Annotated in this window: 12 protein-coding genes and 1 pseudogene; 8 read left to right on the forward strand and 5 right to left on the reverse strand. The window is 67.8% G+C overall.

The window, feature by feature from the left end; genetic code table 11:
* The first annotated feature begins 375 nt into the window (after nucleotides 1–375).
* Both BJ968_RS22905 and BJ968_RS22910 read left to right on the forward strand, forming a co-directional pair.
* Nucleotides 376–648 carry a hypothetical protein gene (locus BJ968_RS22905; protein WP_179755843.1) on the forward strand — a complete coding sequence of 91 codons (273 nt, stop codon included), beginning with the start codon at nucleotides 376–378 and terminating at the stop codon, nucleotides 646–648.
* Complete coding sequence (locus tag BJ968_RS22910) at nucleotides 645–1,109, forward strand: hypothetical protein (RefSeq protein ID WP_179755846.1); 465 nt, start codon at nucleotides 645–647, stop codon at nucleotides 1,107–1,109. The genes BJ968_RS22905 and BJ968_RS22910 overlap by 4 nt, the downstream gene beginning before the upstream one ends.
* Nucleotides 1,110–1,277: 168 nt before the next feature.
* Here the strand turns inward: BJ968_RS22910 and BJ968_RS22915 are convergent, their stop codons facing one another.
* Together BJ968_RS22915 and BJ968_RS22920 are read right to left on the reverse strand one after the other, a co-directional pair.
* The gene (locus BJ968_RS22915) at nucleotides 1,278–1,589 is read right to left on the reverse strand and encodes a DUF4193 domain-containing protein (RefSeq protein ID WP_179755848.1); all 312 of its coding nucleotides are present in this window, start codon (nucleotides 1,587–1,589) and stop codon (nucleotides 1,278–1,280) included.
* A 298-nt stretch (nucleotides 1,590–1,887) separates the two neighbouring features.
* Entirely contained in the window at nucleotides 1,888–2,151 is a 264-nt protein-coding gene (locus BJ968_RS22920) for a hypothetical protein (protein ID WP_179755850.1), read from the reverse strand.
* 140 nt (nucleotides 2,152–2,291) lie between these two features.
* Between BJ968_RS22920 and BJ968_RS22925 the strand changes: the two are divergent.
* The 4 genes and pseudogenes from BJ968_RS22925 to BJ968_RS22940 all read left to right on the forward strand — a co-directional run bounded on the left by BJ968_RS22925 (nucleotide 2,292) and on the right by BJ968_RS22940 (nucleotide 7,319).
* Nucleotides 2,292–3,105 (forward strand): annotated as a pseudogene (locus tag BJ968_RS22925) (IS5 family transposase).
* 763 nt (nucleotides 3,106–3,868) lie between these two features.
* Nucleotides 3,869–5,272, forward strand: coding sequence for an SIR2 family protein (locus BJ968_RS22930; RefSeq protein WP_218885258.1), 1,404 nt, complete (start codon nucleotides 3,869–3,871; stop codon nucleotides 5,270–5,272).
* 299 nt (nucleotides 5,273–5,571) lie between these two features.
* Nucleotides 5,572–6,459, forward strand: coding sequence for a DNA-processing protein DprA (locus BJ968_RS22935; protein ID WP_179755853.1), 888 nt, complete (start codon nucleotides 5,572–5,574; stop codon nucleotides 6,457–6,459).
* A gap of 56 nt (nucleotides 6,460–6,515) precedes the next feature.
* A complete protein-coding gene (locus tag BJ968_RS22940) occupies nucleotides 6,516–7,319 on the forward strand; it encodes a ComF family protein (protein WP_179755855.1) in 804 nt (267 codons plus the stop codon).
* 108 nt (nucleotides 7,320–7,427) lie between these two features.
* Here BJ968_RS22940 and BJ968_RS27080 read toward each other — a convergent pair whose 3' ends face one another.
* On the reverse strand, nucleotides 7,428–7,736 hold the full coding sequence (locus BJ968_RS27080) for a matrixin family metalloprotease (protein ID WP_179755858.1): 309 nt from the start codon (nucleotides 7,734–7,736) through the stop codon (nucleotides 7,428–7,430).
* A 1,114-nt stretch (nucleotides 7,737–8,850) separates the two neighbouring features.
* Here BJ968_RS27080 and BJ968_RS22950 point away from each other — a divergent pair.
* Nucleotides 8,851–9,222 (forward strand): hypothetical protein, encoded by a 372-nt coding sequence (locus tag BJ968_RS22950; protein WP_179755860.1) that lies wholly within the window; start codon nucleotides 8,851–8,853, stop codon nucleotides 9,220–9,222.
* Nucleotides 9,223–9,394: 172 nt separating this feature from the next.
* On the opposite strand, the gene BJ968_RS22955 is transcribed toward BJ968_RS22950, so the two are convergent.
* Complete coding sequence (locus BJ968_RS22955; protein WP_179755863.1) at nucleotides 9,395–9,598, reverse strand: KTSC domain-containing protein; 204 nt, start codon at nucleotides 9,596–9,598, stop codon at nucleotides 9,395–9,397.
* Between the two features lie 671 nt (nucleotides 9,599–10,269).
* Entirely contained in the window at nucleotides 10,270–10,449 is a 180-nt protein-coding gene (locus tag BJ968_RS22960) for a hypothetical protein (RefSeq protein ID WP_179755866.1), read from the reverse strand.
* Nucleotides 10,450–11,242: 793 nt separating this feature from the next.
* Between BJ968_RS22960 and BJ968_RS27085 the strand changes: the two genes are divergently transcribed.
* On the forward strand, nucleotides 11,243–16,201 hold the full coding sequence (locus tag BJ968_RS27085; protein WP_179755869.1) for an RHS repeat-associated core domain-containing protein: 4,959 nt from the start codon (nucleotides 11,243–11,245) through the stop codon (nucleotides 16,199–16,201).
* Nucleotides 16,202–16,597: the final 396 nt, after the last annotated feature.

The following is a 16,597-nucleotide window of genomic DNA, read 5'->3' on the forward strand; positions in this document are numbered from 1 at the left end:
GGCCCCGGCGAGCGCCCGGCGGCCGGTAATGCCCGGCCCGCCCGCTAGATCGGCTCTGGCGTCTCGCCTGCGGCGTTGTGGAGCCTGTGGCCTCACTGCCCAGCACTGGCCACCGCCAGGGGTGGCGTGGGTGAGGCTAGGCACTGCTCCTGCCTGATGCGGTATGGCTCAAGTAGGCGCCGCCGCAGCCGATGCTGGGCTGGTGAGGTGGTGGCGCGACCGTCGAGGCTATGGCCAGCTGCGGTTGCCCTACGGCGGCGTCGCCTGCGTCGCAGCGGGTGGTTCGAGCAAGATCTGCGCACCCGGCGCCGACACCTGCTGCGGTCGCAGTGGCGTGAACTGACTCAGATCGTCGCGCTTCTGGCTCTGGCGGCTGTGTTGCTGGCCTACGCCTTCCGGCACCAGCCGCAGCTGCAGGCCGCGATCCTCGGTGCCTTCGCCGGGGCGCTGCTGGTCTCCGCGGCCGGCTTCTTGGCCCTGGCTGATGGCAGCCTGCTGGCCCGGCTGGGCCGCAGCATCGAGACCGACGTCGGCGATGAACTGCGCACCACCGCAGGTGTGTACGGGGTCATCTCCGCGATCGCCTTCGAACGCTTCGACGTCGACCACGTGGTGCTGGCCCCAAAGGCTGCTACGCGGTCGAGGTGAAGGCCCTCTTCGGGCGCCGGCACACCCTGCAGGACACCTACGGCCTGGCGGCCAAACTCGACCAGGCTCGCCGCGGTGCGCACAAGGTCAGTGCACTGCTGCGCAGTCACGGGCTCGACGTCGCGGTCCAGCCTGTGCTGGTCCTGGCCGGTCCGGGGGCTCCGGTCGTGCCCGGTGGTGCCATCAAGCACGAGGGCGTCTTGGTGGCCGCCTTCCGGGACAGCGATGACTGGCGCCCGGTGATGGCCGCCGAGGGACAGGCCCTGCCCCTCGCCACCGCAGCCCAGGCCGCGGACCGTCTGCTGGCCTTCTGCGATCAGCGAGACCAGCACCAACGCACTCGGCACCAGCGCAATGAGCAGCAGCGCTCAGCCAGGAAGCAGTCGACCAGGAAGCAGTCGACCAGGAAGCAGTCGACCAGGAAGCAGTCGACCACCGAGCCCGCGCGCCGGAGCCGGTAGCAGGGCACCTGCGGTCGCGGTCCGAGCTGAGCACAAGTGCGCTCGATGCCCGTCGGGGGAGCTGGTGCGGCGGGTTCACCCGATCCTGAGAGGGATGCCGACGAGTGCGACTCAGCTGCCGAGGCGGTAGCCGGTGCAGGCGCCGTCTCCATCGGTGCAGGCGCTGTGTTAGTCGGCGCAGTCGTTGCAGATCAACTGCCCGCTCGTGCCGCTTTGGCCGGCGTGTAGCTGGCTGCGGTGCTTGACCAGGAAGCAGCTGGAGCAGGTGAACTCATCCTGCTGGCGCGGCAGCACCCGCACCGCCAGCTCCTCACCGGACAAGTCCGCCCCGGGCAGCTCGAAGCCCTCGGCGGCTTCGGCCTCGTCCACATCGACGCTGGAGGAGCCCGCCTTGTCCGTGCGGTGGGCCTTCAGCTCCTCGATCGAGTCGGTCTCCAGGTCCTCATCGGTCTTGCGCGGTGCGTCGTAGTCGGTCGCCATGGGTGCCTCTCCTGATGTGGTGCACTGCCGCCTTGATGCTTAGACGGTTCCATCTCAATGGTCGTCAGAGCATGAAGCGCCGTACTCAACCACGTCACGACCGTGTCCATGCCCACGCCACACCACGTCGTGCCGCGGAGGAGTCCTGGCATGTCTGCGTCGGGCTGCCTGACGTCACGCTCTGGCCCGCAGCAGGCGGGCTGCGCCGGGACTGGTGGTGTCTGCACCGAGCAGCCCTCTGCCAGCGCTTGAGGACGAGCAGCTGGGCCACCGAGGCCCGGCCGTTGAGGCGCCAGGCTCAGGCGTGGGTGATGTCGGCGCTGGGACCATAACGCCACGGCGTGGTGCGCACGTAGCCGTGGCGTTCCAAACACGCATCGAGCTCCTCATGCGACCACAGCAGCCGGACGGGCAGGGCACCGGCCTCCAGCAGCTCCAAGGCTTCAGCGGCTTCCATGCCGTCGTCGACGGGCAGGCGGCTGTGCTCGCTGCCGTTGAGCATGCGCAGCACCAACTCGTCCTCGTGCAGGGTGCACGTCAGCCGCAGGGGAGGGAACGCCACGATCTGACGCTAACGCCCGCGCCGCTTTAGGGCGTATCCTGCGGATCTTGTAGTTGCGTCATCATGACGCCGTGGGCGGAGTGGGCCGGGGTGAGGTCACCGACAAGGCGTGGGCGCAGATCGAGCCACTGTTGCCGCCAATGGTGCAACGCGGTGGACGCTGGCGAGATCATCGCCAAGTCCTCAATGCGATCTTGTGGAAGCTGCGCACCGGAGCACCCTGGCGAAACCTCCCAAAACGCTACGGGCCCTGGAAGACGGCACACGAGCGGCTGCGGAAGTGGACCACGGATGGGACCTGGGAGCGAATCCTGGCCGAGGTCGTCGTCAAGGACGACTCCATCGGTTGCCTCGATGAGGCCACCGCCGTCGTCGTCAGCATCGACTCCACCCACGTCCGGGCCCACCAGCACGCAGCCGGTGCCCGGAAAAAAGGGGCTGCGCACCCTGGATCGAGGCCCTCGCCATCGACGGGGAATGCCTGGGACGCTCCCACGGAGGACTGACGTCCAAGCTGCACCTGGCCGTAGACGCTCTCGGGTTACCGCTCGCGGTGATCCTCACTCCTGGTCAGGCCGGGGACGACCCCGCAGCTGCTGCCGCTGCTGAATGCCCTGGCCGCGCTACGCGGCAGCGACCACCAGCGCCTGCAGATCGAGCGGGTCATCGCCGACAAGGCCTACGCACACCCCGACACGCAATGCACTGCGGTGCGGACGCATCAAGGCGACCATCCCGGAGAAGAGCGACCAGATCGCCCGCCGCAAGGCCAAGGGATCCGCTGGTGGGCGACCGCCGGCCTTCGATGCCGGGGTCTACAAGCAGCGCAACATCGTCGAACGGTGCATCAACCGCATCAAGCAGTTCTGGGCCGTCGCCACCCGGTACGCCAAACGCGCTGCCTACTTCCGCAGCGAGGTGATCATCGCCTGCATCATGCTTCACCTTCAATGATCCGCAAGACACGCCCTAGACGCGAGCGGGCGTCCCTTTGATCGGGACCCGCGTGAGGCCACCGTTCAACAGGACGCGCTCGCGATGGTCGCTGCTGGGTGGCAATCCGTCCGTGACGCGACGAAAGACCTTGATCGCGTGGTGGGGCAGGCCCGTACCGCCGGGGTGTCGTGGGCCGACATCGGCCGCGCCGCCGGTGGCATCACCCATCAGTCCACCCGGAAACGCTGAGGAAAACTGCACGAAAAGTTCATGACCGTTCAGCGCGTCGAGGACCTCGGGCCGAGGACCGATGCCGCCTTGGCGGCCATGCAAGCCGCAAGGAGCTGTGTCCTGCGTGCGAGCACCGTCGTGCCGAGCACCGCATGTCGCCGGACTTGGACCGAACATGGATCTGATGCCGGGGCTGTGAAAGTGAGTGTCCTGGATCGCGCACTGCCGCCATCATCACCTGGATGGTCTCGTACGGGACTGACGCGGTGCTCGAGGACTGACAGCGAGTTGGCGAGCCTCGCAAACGCCCAGACAGCGCAGCGCGCCATAGTGATGTGTTCTGCGAGCCGCGTCAGGCCGGACTGGAGCCCTTCAGGGTCTTGATCACATGGACGTCCGGGTTTGCTGCACTGATCGGTGACAACCGAGCTGGCTTGCCCACAACGCAGCCTGAGAAGATGTCGCTTGGGCCCACGGCAGTAGCTCCTTTGCGCCGCGTGGCGGGCCGCACTAGCAGCGCCGGCAGGCCCCCGTCTGGCACATTGGGCTCGTGCCCATCGCATCGCATGAGCTGGTACACGCTTTCGGCAACGCCAGCGACGTCGGCAACGCCGCCGTCTTCGTCGGCGCGGGCCTGTCCGCTGCGGCGGGCCTACCCGACTGGGCGGGACTATTGGAGCCCTTGCGTACTCAGGCCGGCATTCCCGACGTGGTGCAGGACATGCCGCTAGTCGCGGAGTACATCGTCCAGAATATGGGCGGTGGACGGGGACGGCTGTTGGAGGGCATCTGGCAGGGGGTGTCGGGACCACGCCCACGCGCTAGTGTGCACCAGCTGCTGGCGCAGTTGCCGGTGCGGGAGCTGTGGACCACCAACTACGACACCCTGATCGAGGATGCCCGACAGGGCTTGCAGGTCGTCGCTACAGAGGACTCCGTCCTGCAGGCTCGAGTAGATGCTCCGGTGCTGTACAAGATGCACGGCAGCATCAGCCACGACGACCGAGAGCCGTGGGTGCAAGAGCCGGTCATCACCCGCACCGACTACGAACGCTACGCGCAGCAGCACCCGTTGATGTCGGCGACGCTGACCGCAAGCTACCTCACCCGGACCATGCTCTTCCTCGGCTTCAGCTTCAACGACCCCAACATCGAGGTGCTTCTGCGCCTGGCCCGGTCCCTGCCCCGCCACGGACAGCACTTGACCGTCCTGCGCCGGCCCACCACCAGCGCTGACATCCAGCTGCATGAGCTGCGAGTACGCGACTTGGAACAATCAGGGGTCAAGGTCTGCGAGATCGCCGAGTACGGCGACCTCGAAGCGTTGCTCAGTGAACTGGTGCGCCGTACCCGCCCGCCGCGTGTCTTCATCAGCGGCAGCGGGGCAGATGAAGACATCGCCTCCTCGTGCCAGGCCCTGGCTGAGCGACTGGCGCAACTACCGGCTTGGCAGATCGCGTCGTTGGGCGGACCTGCCGGCTGGCATGTCACCCGGGAGGTAGCCCGTCAGCGCAGTGACGAGGAGTCCTACGACCCCCAGCAGCTGCTGCTGTTCTTCCGCGCTAAGAGTGAGGCTGCCGCACCAGCGCTGGACGCCCGCGCCGGCACCGCCATCTACAGCCCTCTCGAACGGCTTCCTCTGGTGACCGCTGTGATCAGCGAGAGTCGGGCGCTGGTGGCCATCGGCGGCGGCGACCGCACCGCCGAGGAGATCACCATCGCCCACGAGCATGGGGTCGGCGTCATCCCGCTGCCGCGCTCGGGGGGCAGTGCCCGTCAGGAGTGGCAAGTCGGCTTGGACCAGCTGAGCGGCGTTCGCGGGCACACCCGGACCCTTGGCGGCGCCCCCATCGACGTGCGGGTCTGGAAGCGACTGGACTCTGATCATGCCGGCACCCGGGCGCAGGCGGTGATCACATTGCTGGAGCAGGCCATGTACACCCCAGGTGCCTGAGCCGGCTGCAGGCCTGCCCATGTGCCGTTGTGTGCTGCCGCCTGCGCCTTTGCCGCGGCCCCCTGTGTCCCATGGAGCGCCCGTGCCAGACACCGCTGCCGCGCCACTTGGGCATCGATCAGCATCCGGGGTGCTATCGAGGGTGCCATCCAGGTCGACTACGGCACCATCGGCAAGGCGTCAGTGCAGGTGGTAGCAGTGAGGTGCCCGGACACGCCGCATCATGATCGGCCATGATCGGTAAGGCCGCGATGTAGCCGGAGGCCGTGATGTCAGACCTGACTTCTACTGTGCTCAGCATGGACAAGCACCTTCGACGCGCGGCCCTGGCGCAGACGGCGCTGGAGCTGCTCCCCGCCGAGCCGCGTGACCTTGCTGTGCTGCTCACCGGCGATGACCGGGGCTGGTTGCTGCAGGAGCCGGCGGCCTCCTCCGAGCCCTCGCAGCTGGCGTCCTACCTGATGGAGCACCGCGACGAAGGCCGGGTGGAGTACTGGGCCAAGCGGCTGGACCGCTTGCACGCCGCCCACCCGGCATTGTCCATCCGACTAGCCGGCGACGCGGAGTACCCTGCCCGCCTAGCTCAGGCCTGGGACCGCCCGCCGATGCTCTTCATCGACGGCGCCTTGCCCACTGACGCTGAGGCGGTCTCCATCGTCGGCAGCCGCACCGCCAGCCCAGCTGACCTAGAGGCCACCCGTGCCATCGCGGCGGCCGCCGCCGCTGATGGCCTCAGCGTTGTCTCCGGGCTCGCTGTGGGCGTGGACGCGGCCGCCCACGAGGCAGCTTTGAGCGTGGGAGGTCACACGGTGGCTGTCTTCGGCACCGGCATCGAGACGGTCTTTCCCGCCGAGCACGCCGACTTGGCGCAGCGGATCCTCACCGGTGGCGGCGCCCTGGTCTCGCAGTTCGCTCCCGATGCTCCCCGCACGCCGTCGTCGTTCCTGTGTCGCAATACCGTCATCGCCGGCTTGAGCTCTGTCAGCCTCGTCATGAGTGGTCAGGAGCGCAGCGGCAGCCGCCAGCAGGCCGAGCAGGCGGCCAAGCTGGGACGACGTGTGCTGCTGTGGGGTCCTGCTTTGCGCGCTCAGACGTGGGCGCAGCGGCTCGCCCAGCTGCCTGGGGTGTCTTTCGTCGACGAGGTCGTCGCTGCTGGTGAGCGGGTCCGCACCGCCCAGCAGCTGTGAGGTCAACTGGCAGGTTAGCTGTGGGGTGTCGCGGGGCCGCTCCTTAGAGTGGCCCCGTGCCTTCACTTACCGTCACCGGCGACGCGGACCGCCTGCGTTCGGCCTCCGACGCCCTCATCCCGTACCTGGTGCCGCCACCGCCGCCGGCAGCGGACATCTGTCCTGGCTGCAGCAGCTGGCGCGACGTCCTCGGCCAAGACCTGTGCCACAACTGCGCCGATGTCGTTCAGGCGCTGGGACGCGTCCCGGTCCCGGCGACGGTCATCTCCCTTTACCGCAAGCCGTCGCCTCTGCGTGACTGGTTGACTTTCTACAAGGACCCTGACGCCGCCGCAGACGACGAGCACCGCCAGTGGCCTCTCGAACCGGCCCGGGAGACTACCGCGCGCTTGAGCACGATCACGGCCCGGTTCCTGCTGGAGAACGTAGGCGCAGCGCCGCTGCAGGACCTCGACGCCGTCTGCGTTGTCCCCTCCACCCGACGTCAGCCGCCTCACGCTCTTGAGGCGGTACTTCGCGGCGTGGGCCTCAACGTTCCCGTCGTGTCGCTGCTGCAGCGGACGACCACACCCCTGGAACACAGCCACCCGGCCCTGGGGGCCTATGCGTGCACCGAGCCGGTGCAGGACTCGCGCGTCCTTCTTGTGGATGACGTCTACACCACCGGTGCTCTCAGCCAAAGCGCTGCCCACGCGCTGCAGGAGGCCGGCGCCCACGTCACGGCCCTGATCGTGCTCGCTCGCCGCTTCAACCCCGGGCACGATCCTGCGGTCGCCGCAATCTGGCAACGTCAGGCTGCAGCTGCCTTCTCGTGGCGTTGCGACTGGCCCTCCACCTCGGCGCCACCATCGCCGCACTAAGGGCCGCTGCTGCCAGCTTGCAGCGCCAGCCGAGTACTGGCAGCACGAGTACTGCCAGCACGAGTACTGGCAGCACGGGCACCGGCAGCACGGGCACCGGGGTCACCGTCATACCTCGGGAACGCAGGGGCCGGTGCCCAAGGCGGCCAGGCCGGTGAGGTCACCAGGGGCGTAGTCGAGGACGGTGCTGGTCTGGGGGTACATCAGCTGGGTCCGGTCCTCGACGTGGGCCAGGCCGACGAGGTGGCCCAGTTCGTGTTCGAAGACGGCTCGGACCAGCCGGTCCCCGCCGGGGCGGGCCAGGGCGTCGGTGACTTGGGCGGCGTCGACGTCGACGGCGCCGAAGACGTAGACGCCGACCGGCTGGCCGGGGCGGCCCAGGAGCCGATCGAGGTTGGTGCGTCGGGTGGTGGTCACCGTGGTGGGGCCGGCTTGGGCGATGACGGCGGCGGCGATGTCGGGGACCTCGCTGGCGTTGACGTAGGTGATTAGGCCTGGTGCCCAGCGGCCGCCGTAGCGGCCGGGTTGGTAGGGGACGCGCTGGGGCGAAGGGCCTTCAGTAGTGGCGCCGTCATCGATGAAGCGCAGGCCGGTGGAGGCGCTGATGCGGGTGAACGCGTCGTGCAGTAGTTGTTGAGCGCCGGCGGGGGCGGCATTGGGTCGGGTGACTTAGTGGATGGGGCGGCAGGGATCCCACGTCACCGGCGCCGCCGAAGCCTGGCCTGTGGCTCGCGTCGTCGTTGTTCACGTGTGCGGTATCGGTGTGGGTGGGGCGCCAGGCGTTGCGGGTGGTCAGCAGCGGTGTGGGCTGGCCTAGGGGGTGAGTTGGGCTTCGTGGCCCGGGGTGGGTGCCTACGCGCATGCACTACCGGCGGCGGTGGCGCTGGAGTGGGTCAGTTCGTCGAGTCGTCCGGTCTTATGTCTCGGATCGACCTTGCTCGCCTGCTGGGGGCTGAACAGCTCCAATAGTCGCCAGTAGCGCACTATGTCGACCTGCTCAGCCGACGGATAGCGGGTTTCGGCGGGGGCGGCGGCGTCATCGTCATGCCCGTGAGGCTAGATGCACCGGGCATCGATACCGATGACAGGCCGCAGACCGCAGGTCACCGCCGGGAAGACGGCCGTGGTGATCACTGGAAGCCGGTCGCTGACGGTGGCCAGCGTCCAGGTCCGCCCTAACCCAGGCATGATGCATCGTTGAGTGGTCAGGGTGCCGCGCCGGAGGCGGGGCTGTGACAGGTCCGGTAGGTGGAACGGCCCGCCTCCGGCGCGCGTCCGCCGGCCGCCTTGAGCCCGCGACGCCGTCCCTTGGCCCGGGACACCGTGACGTGGTGCTTTCCCGATCTTCCCGCCCCGCGCAACCACCAGGTGGGGGCTGCTCCGGCACCGACACGCCATGCTGCCTTGAGGTGGCACGCAGCTCTGGCGTGCGGCTGGCGGCGCCCGCCCTGATCCGCTGCCAGGCGGTGGCACCGCGACGTAGCGAGTCTGCCTGGCCTGCCTGCCGATTGACCTGAGCATGAGTCACGTCGTGACGACCGAAGCCAGCGCGGTACTCGCCGCCGCGGCTGCCTGGCTGGAGCACGGGTGGCTCGGGGCCGCGTTGAGGGGGGCCTACGCCCTCCTGCCTGATGTGGTGAACACCTGGCAGACCGTCCATCACACGCGGACCGAGGCCAGGTTTCGACAGCGCGAGGTCGCCATGCGGGAGAGGGCTGTGGACCAAGCCGTCGCCTCACAGGCCGCCTTGTGCACCCAACTGACCGAGCTGTCATTGCTGGATCGGCAGGTGGCGCTGGCGATCGTGGGCAAGCTGACGACGCCCGCCGAGCTCCTGTCCCCGCCCACGAGCGACCTCACCGGCGAGCAGGCCGGGAGCGATAAGCCGCCGCCGCCCCCATGAGACGCCTACCGCGGGCACGGCCAGCAGGGGCAGGAGGCAGGGGGAGTGGGCCGGCGTGAGGTTCGGTGGCAGTCTCTGCGCACGCGCGTGAAGCAGGGAGCCATAGTGCAGCGGATCCCCGGCTGTGATGTGAGGGCGGGGGCGGGGCGGAGCATGCCGAAGCACTCCTGGATCAGAGGAGCGTGCAGTGGTGCTTCTTGACCTGCTGGTGCAGGCGGTGCCAGGGGTGCGGTTGAAGCATCTGGTGGAACAAGGCAACGTCTACGTCGGCGTAGTCGTAGGTGCCGCCGCTGCGGAACCGCACCCGCAAGGTGCGGGTGTCCGGGTCGTAGCCAACGCTGGCGACGTTGCCCGACGTAACAGGATGTATCTGCATGATGTGCTTCTCGGTGCTCTCCGTGGTCGGTCATTCGCTGCCGCTTGCCGACCCAGTTGAGAACCTGAGGGTAGGTGCACGGCCGTCCCCGAGCCCTCGGCAGTACTACTCAGGAGGTGATTACAGGGGAGAAATACGGGTTCCGTGTGAGGGTGACGCACGCCGACGTACTCGCAAGGTGACGATAGCGTTTACAGCCACGTCGGGTCGCGCGGTACATGGGTGGCCTACTGAAAGAACATTCAGATTCTGTCGATCATGTAGTTGAGATATGACACTGGGATGGGCACTGGCGGGACGACCCTCACCGCAAGGCTAGGGCGGCACGACTACCCTGGCCATAGCAGTCGACACGTCCAGTACGGCGGCGAGGATGCCCAGCTCGGTGGTCAGCACTTGCCGGTGCACTAGCGGAAGATGACCCAGCCGCGGCCTGCCGAGCCAGCTAGCGCAGGGCAGCATTGGTGAACAGCTGCAATACAAAGCCTCCAGCACGGTGATCGTCAACGCGATGACGTTAGCGGTGATTCGAGGTACTGGGGCCCGGGCGCCGCTCGCCGCGGAGGCCACGAACAGTAGCGTCAGCAACAGCATTGGTACAGAGGACGGGCCCGTCCCGACGAGAAAGCTGCGCACCCTGGCCTGCTGCAGGCGCAGCCCGCGCAGAAATCTCAGGCTGCTCTGGGCGGCCAGCCCGCCTGGTCGCAGTGCTCGATGCGCAGCCGCCCAGCCTGGGGCCGGTTGACCGGGGAGCCGGTGACGGCCGAGCCGTCGGTGGAGGCCCACGCCAGCGTCACCATCTCCACTTCATCGAGGGAGGTGACGCTGCGCTGCATGTCCTCACCGAGCACCGGACGGCTCCGGCTGCCGGACCACTCAGGATGCATCTGGCAGCGGTCCGGTTACACCATGCACGTCATCAGGGTGGGTAGCGCACGAGTGATTTTCTGCAGCGCGTAGAGGTTGTGCGGTGTGCTCATCTGCCAAGGCAAGGGCGGGGGAGCGATCGGACCGGTCCTAGACGGGGGAGGATCCACGGGGCCAGGCGTCGGCGGACTGAGGAGCCCGGTAGATCTTCATCGAGCAACCCTCATCTCGTGCTCGGGGCTGCACCTGCAGTTCGTCGTCGGCACACTTGGTGACGTTTAGGGATACTTCCAACATCGACCGGCGTCAACTCCGCTTCATCTGGGCCCCCACACCTCAATGTCAGACCACGATGCCCGTGAGGCACGACCCTATGCAGGCTTCCCCGCAGGCGAGACCTGTCCGTGGGCAACCATGGAGTGAGACGTCCTTGACCCGAACACGTGAGTGGTTGCTTTGCAGAACGAACCATCGGTCAACACGCTTGTGCCGTTACACCTTTAGGGGCGACAAGCGCTCCAAACGGGTGACCCTTCTCAAGATGGCGAACCCCGCGAACCTGAGCCAGGCATTGTGCACAGCTGTTAATCCCCTGGGACTCTGAACGCGGCACGCGTCGACCAGGGGAGTGGAGGAAAACGCATGCCTAGGCGCAGGAGATCTGGTGACAGTGGGGATCCAAGTCAGTCTGACCGGGTCCAGATGCAGCTGCCACGGCGGTCGGCGACGGCAGGCATCTCCGCTGGCGTGGCAGCGACGGTAGCGGCGGGAGTGGCGGTGGCCTTCGCGCTGCCCGCCGCAGCGACCCCGGCTCCCGCCCAACCCTTGGTGAGCGGCACCTCAACTACCGCGGGACGCCCCAAGCCGGCCAAGCCTTCCAACGGGCACTACAGCGGTTTGTCGGCGGCGGCCAAAGCCGCCGCGCAGCAGGCCGCGCAGGCTCAGCCCGCACCGGACGCCGAACCGGTGGAGGACGTGACCGCGCGGACGGCGCACTCAAGCACCACGGTGGACCCGGCCACCGGGACGCGGACCACGCAGGTCTCCCCGCAGGCACTGAACTTCCGCGACGAGGCGGGGAACTGGCAGCCGGTGGACAACACCCTCATCCCGGCGAGCCAGAAGCCCGGTGGGCCGGCCGGTGGGGGAGCCGACACCGGGTGGGCCAACTCCGCCGCCGGGTACGACGCGACCTTGCCGCAGGACCTCACCGCGCCGCTCACCCTCACCGACGGGTCCAACGCCGGGCAGTGGGTGTCCCTGCAGCTGAACCCGGCCAGCGCCGCCAGCGCTCCCGCCGCCGCGCCGACGGCCGCGGCGAAGTCGACGACCTCTACCGCGAGCGCGGCGCGCACCCTGGCTGCCGCTGCGGGTGCGGCACCAGAGGTCGCTCCGGTCACCGGGCAGGTCGACGGGACGAGCGTGGCCTACACCGATGTCCTGCCCGGCACCGACGTCGCCCTCGAAGCCCAGGGCAGCGGCGTGAAGGAGACCATCACCCTGGACTCCCCGTCCTCGGCCGCCTTGAACGCCGGGGCGCTGTCCTACACGGTCAAGACCGGCCCCGGCTTGAAGCTCACCAAGGGCGTCGGCGCAGGGTCGGGGGCTGACGCGGACACGGTCACGGTGACCAACGCCCGCGGGGAGACCGTCTTCACCCTGCCGGCGCCGTTCATGGACGACGCCCGCGGCGCGCACTCCGACGACATCGCCGTCACCCTCACCCCCGGCGCGGTCGGGGCGGACGGGGTGGGCCAGACGACGCTGACCGTCACCCCCGACGCGGGCTGGTTGGCCGCAGCGGACCGGGCGTGGCCGGTGGTCATCGACCCCACCATCGCCTACCCCTCCTCCATCCTGGGGTGTGCGATCAGCTCCGCGGCGGCCACGACATCCTCGTGCACCAGCGGGGAGATCCCGCTGTCGAGCAACTCCACGACCGGAGCCCAGCAGCGAGGCCTGCTGAAGTTCCCGACCCTGTTCGACGTCATCCCCGCCGACGCCCAGATCGCCCAGGCGAAGCTGAACGTCAAGACCGTCCAGGTCGCCGGCGCAGCCACCACCAGCGTGGACGTGAAGGAGCTGAGCCAGCCGTTCGCGGCCGGGGCGACGTGGAACACCCGCAACGGCACCACCGCCTGGACCACCGCCGGCGGTGACCGCGGCGCCGCGGTGGCCCGGGCGAGCATCAACCCGGCCACGGCCACCTCGATGTCCTTCGACGTCGCCGACACCGTCCAGCGGTGGGTGGAGGGCACCAGCACCTACAACGGCTTCGAGCTGGAGAAGACCACCGCGACCGCCGGCGGCGCCCCGGTCCGCCTGACCCAGGCCAACGACGCCAACCTCTACATCGAGTGGGATCCCCGCGCCGGGGACCGTAAGGGCAACTCCGCCGTCGTGGCCGAGGACCTCGACGACGCCACCAGCGTCGCGGTGAACCCGGCCACCGGCAACGCGATGGTCACCACCCGCCAGCTGACCATCGCCGGCGTCGGGCTGGACCTGAACATCGCCCACACCTCCAACAGCATCAACACTGCCCAGCTGGGCGTAAACGGCTCGCGCTGGACCGACTCCCTGTCCGGGGTGCGGCTGCAGCCCTATGCAGGGTCGATGCTGTACGACGACGCCACCGGCGCACGGTGGACGTTCTACAAGGCCCTGGACGGCTCCTGGACTCGCCCGGCGGGTCTGGACGCCGACCTGGTCGCCAACGCCGACGGGACGTTCACCCTCACCGAGCGCAAGTCCAAGGTCGCGCAGAAGTTCAAGAACATCGGCACCAGCGCGGACCCGTCCTACGGGCTGGCCTCGGTGACCGACCGCAACGGCAACGCGATCACCTTCACCTACGACGCCTCGGCGCGGCTGCCGTACAACGACAACCTGATCCTGCGCAAGGTCACCGACACCCGCGGACGCGACGTCACGATCACGAACTTCGGGTACTGGAACGCCTGGATCACCGACGTCACGAACCGGGAACCGGCCACGACGGTCACGAACAACCAGCTGGTCAGTGAGACCAACGCCGCGGGTGGGACCACGACGTACGAGTACGACGCCGACGACCGGGTGACGGCCATCACCGTTCCCGAGGGTCAGCGCACCGAGCTGACCTACGACGGCTCCGGGCGGGTGCTGACCTTGAAGCGGATCGCGAACACCGGGGAGAACCCGACGTGGACGTTCGCGTACACCACCTTCGACCGCGCCAACGGCACTGCGGCGACCAAGACCACCGTCACCGACCCCAACGGCCACGACAGCGTCTACACCTCCGACGGCCGCGGCCGCATCGCCGACGTCACCGACGCCCGCGGCAAGAAGCGGACCGGGACCTACACTGCCAATGACGACATGGCTTCGGGTACCGCAGCCAGCACCGGCAGCGGCGGGGCCGCTCAAACGACGACTAATACGTACGACTCCTCTGGAGCGTCGGCCTCTGCCGCAACGTGGAACCTAACTAGCGTGAAGTTGCCCACTGGCGCCGCCATCAGTAACACTTTTGGCACCGGAGCCCGACTGTATGATGTAGTCAGCAGTGTCGACGCTCAGGGCAACGCCACGACGTACGGCTATGACGCCGCGGGAAACCAGATCAGCGCCACCACCGGTGGGGTGACGACGAAGTCCCTGTACCAGGGCAGCACCGACCCCGACTACGGCGGCACCGTCAACTGCGGCCCCACCGTCAACAACGTCGTGACCGCGACCAAGGCGGGAGTGCTGTGCGAGACCCGCGACGGCGCCTACGTCAAGGGCACCACCGCCGCGGCTACCACCGCCCACCGCGTCGCCTACCGCTACGACGCCCAGGGTCAGCTGACCACGATGCTGCCGGGCACCCCCTCGGCGCAGCAGCAGCAGACCTTCGAGTACGACGCGCTGTCCCGGCTGGACAACGTCACCGACGGCCGCGGGCAGACCACGTTCTACGGCTACGACGCGATGGACCGCCTGACCTACACCCTCTACCAGGACGGGCGGGTCGTCTCGCACTACTTCGGGGACGAGTCCGGCAACGGGTGGCTGCGGGCGGTCGATGAGTACCCGGCCAACAGCTCCAGCGCCGACCGCTCCACCGCGTACGACCGTGACGACCTGGGCCGGCTGCGGGCCACCATCACCCCGGAGGACACCAGCGCCCTCGACTACGACAAGGTCGGCAACCTCGTCCAGTACACCGATGCCGGCGGGGTGGTGAAGTACGGCTACAACGACGCCGACCAGCTGACCAGCCTTGCCCTGCCCGGCGGGTCCTGCACCGGGCAGACCCTCACCTCCCCGGGTGCAGCGTCGACGAAGTGCGTGCTGTTCGGCGTCGACGACGACGGGCGGCGCACCTCCACCCGCTACCCCGGCGGGCAGACTCTGGCCACCACCCTGGACGACTCTGGCCGAGTCAAGCAGATCATCGGCACAACGATTGCCGGGGGTGTACCTGTGGGAGCTGCCACGACCCAGCTGAATCTGCTCTACGGCTACACTGCGCCAAATACCACCAAGGATACGTCGCTGGTGTCTTCAATGACCGATGCTGTGGCGGCGAGTAAGACCACTTACAGTCACGATGCGCTGGGCCGCCTCACCGCCGCCTCCACCGCCCCGACGGCCGGGGGATCGGTCACCCGCTACGAAGGCTTCTGCTACGACGGGGCCGGCAACCGCACCAAGTACCTCAACGCGGCCGCGACGACCTGCAGCACCGGGACCGCGGCGGCGACGTTCACCTACAACGGCGGCAACGAACTCACCGCCGCCACCGGCGTCACCCCCACCGGTGCGGCCCTGACCGGGAGTGGCTTTAGTTACGACGGCAACGGCAACCAGACCGCCGCCAAGTCGCAGATCGGCCTAACCACGGTTTACAACGCGCAGGAAGGCGCTAGCTCCTTCACCCCCGCCGGCGGCAGCACCATCGCGCAGTCCTACGCCAACGGTGACGGCGGGAACGGCGAGCGGACTCAATCGGGTAGCGGTTCTGCTGCCACCTCCTTCGCGGTTTCTCCGATCAGCCCGGCGCCCGCCTGGTCCAAAACAGGAGCCACCTCCAACTGGACCGTGCGCGATCCCAGTGGAACATTGATCGCCGTGCGCATCGGAATGACGGCCAGCGCGGCGACCGAGTTGTACCCCTTCACCGACAACGTCGCCTCGGTTCGGGCGATGGTCAAGGCCGACGGCACCGTGGCCGACTCGTACAGCTACTCCGCTTACGGGACAACGCTGAGCGCGAGTGAAACGAGTGGCCTGTCTCAGCCTTTCAGGTATGGCGGGGGCTACGACGACGGAGTGACCGGGCTCGTCAAGCTCGGTGCCCGTTACTATGATGCTGCTCAAGGCCGGTTCACGCAGCAGGATCCCTCCGGGCAAGATCCGCACTACACTTACGCTGCCCTCGCGCCCGAATCCTTCAACGATCCTTCGGGCCTTGCCAATGGTTGTGGTGGTCAGGGTTTCACCAACCGTGCACCAGACGGAATCTTCAACAGCGCCTGCAATAATCACGACAACTGTTACGACGTAAACAGCCGGACTGACCGTGTGACGTGCGATGGGCGCTTCTTCGTGCAGATGCTTGCAGCTTGCAATTCCTACTACAGGTACGCTTGGGGGCCGAGAAGCCTTGCGGGTAGGTACTTGTGCTACCGGTGGGCTGAAAGCTACTTCATTGCCGTGCGCTACGGAGCCAGGTTGAACTACAGGGGGAAAGGTAATCCTCGATGAGCCTTCCCAGATACCCCAGTCCCGAAAAGCTGCAGCCAAGGAAACGCCTTGAGTGGTGGCAGTACATGATCGCGCTAGTCGCGGTGATGCTCGCCGGACTGGCCGGGTGGGCGTCCGTGGTGGCATTTAGCGGGTCGACTATCGGGACAGTCTGGATGCTGCTAGCCGTCGGTTCTCTAGTGAGTGCGTCCGCCTTAACAACGCTCCTAGTGAACAGATTCGCGGCAGTTCCTCTATGTGCAGCTTCGTTCGCGGTGGTCATCTTCTGGCCCTGTTTCACAGACGATGACGCGCTGTGGCTGTTTGCCTGGCTCTTCTTCACTGTCATCGCTGCAGGGGTGGCGGCTGCGTCTTGGAGTGTGACGCTGGCTGTGCTCAAGGTCATGCGGAGGTAAG

Source organism: Kineococcus aurantiacus (assembly GCF_013409345.1).
Taxonomy (GTDB): domain Bacteria; phylum Actinomycetota; class Actinomycetes; order Actinomycetales; family Kineococcaceae; genus Kineococcus; species Kineococcus aurantiacus.

Coding starts and splice junctions, on each gene's coding strand:
- BJ968_RS22955 (WP_179755863.1), bottom strand. CDS start 9,598: ATGCAGATACATCCTGTTACGTCGGGCAACGTCGCCAGCGTTGGCTAC.
- BJ968_RS22915 (WP_179755848.1), bottom strand. CDS start 1,589: ATGGCGACCGACTACGACGCACCGCGCAAGACCGATGAGGACCTGGAG.
- BJ968_RS22935 (WP_179755853.1), top strand. CDS start 5,572: ATGGACAAGCACCTTCGACGCGCGGCCCTGGCGCAGACGGCGCTGGAG.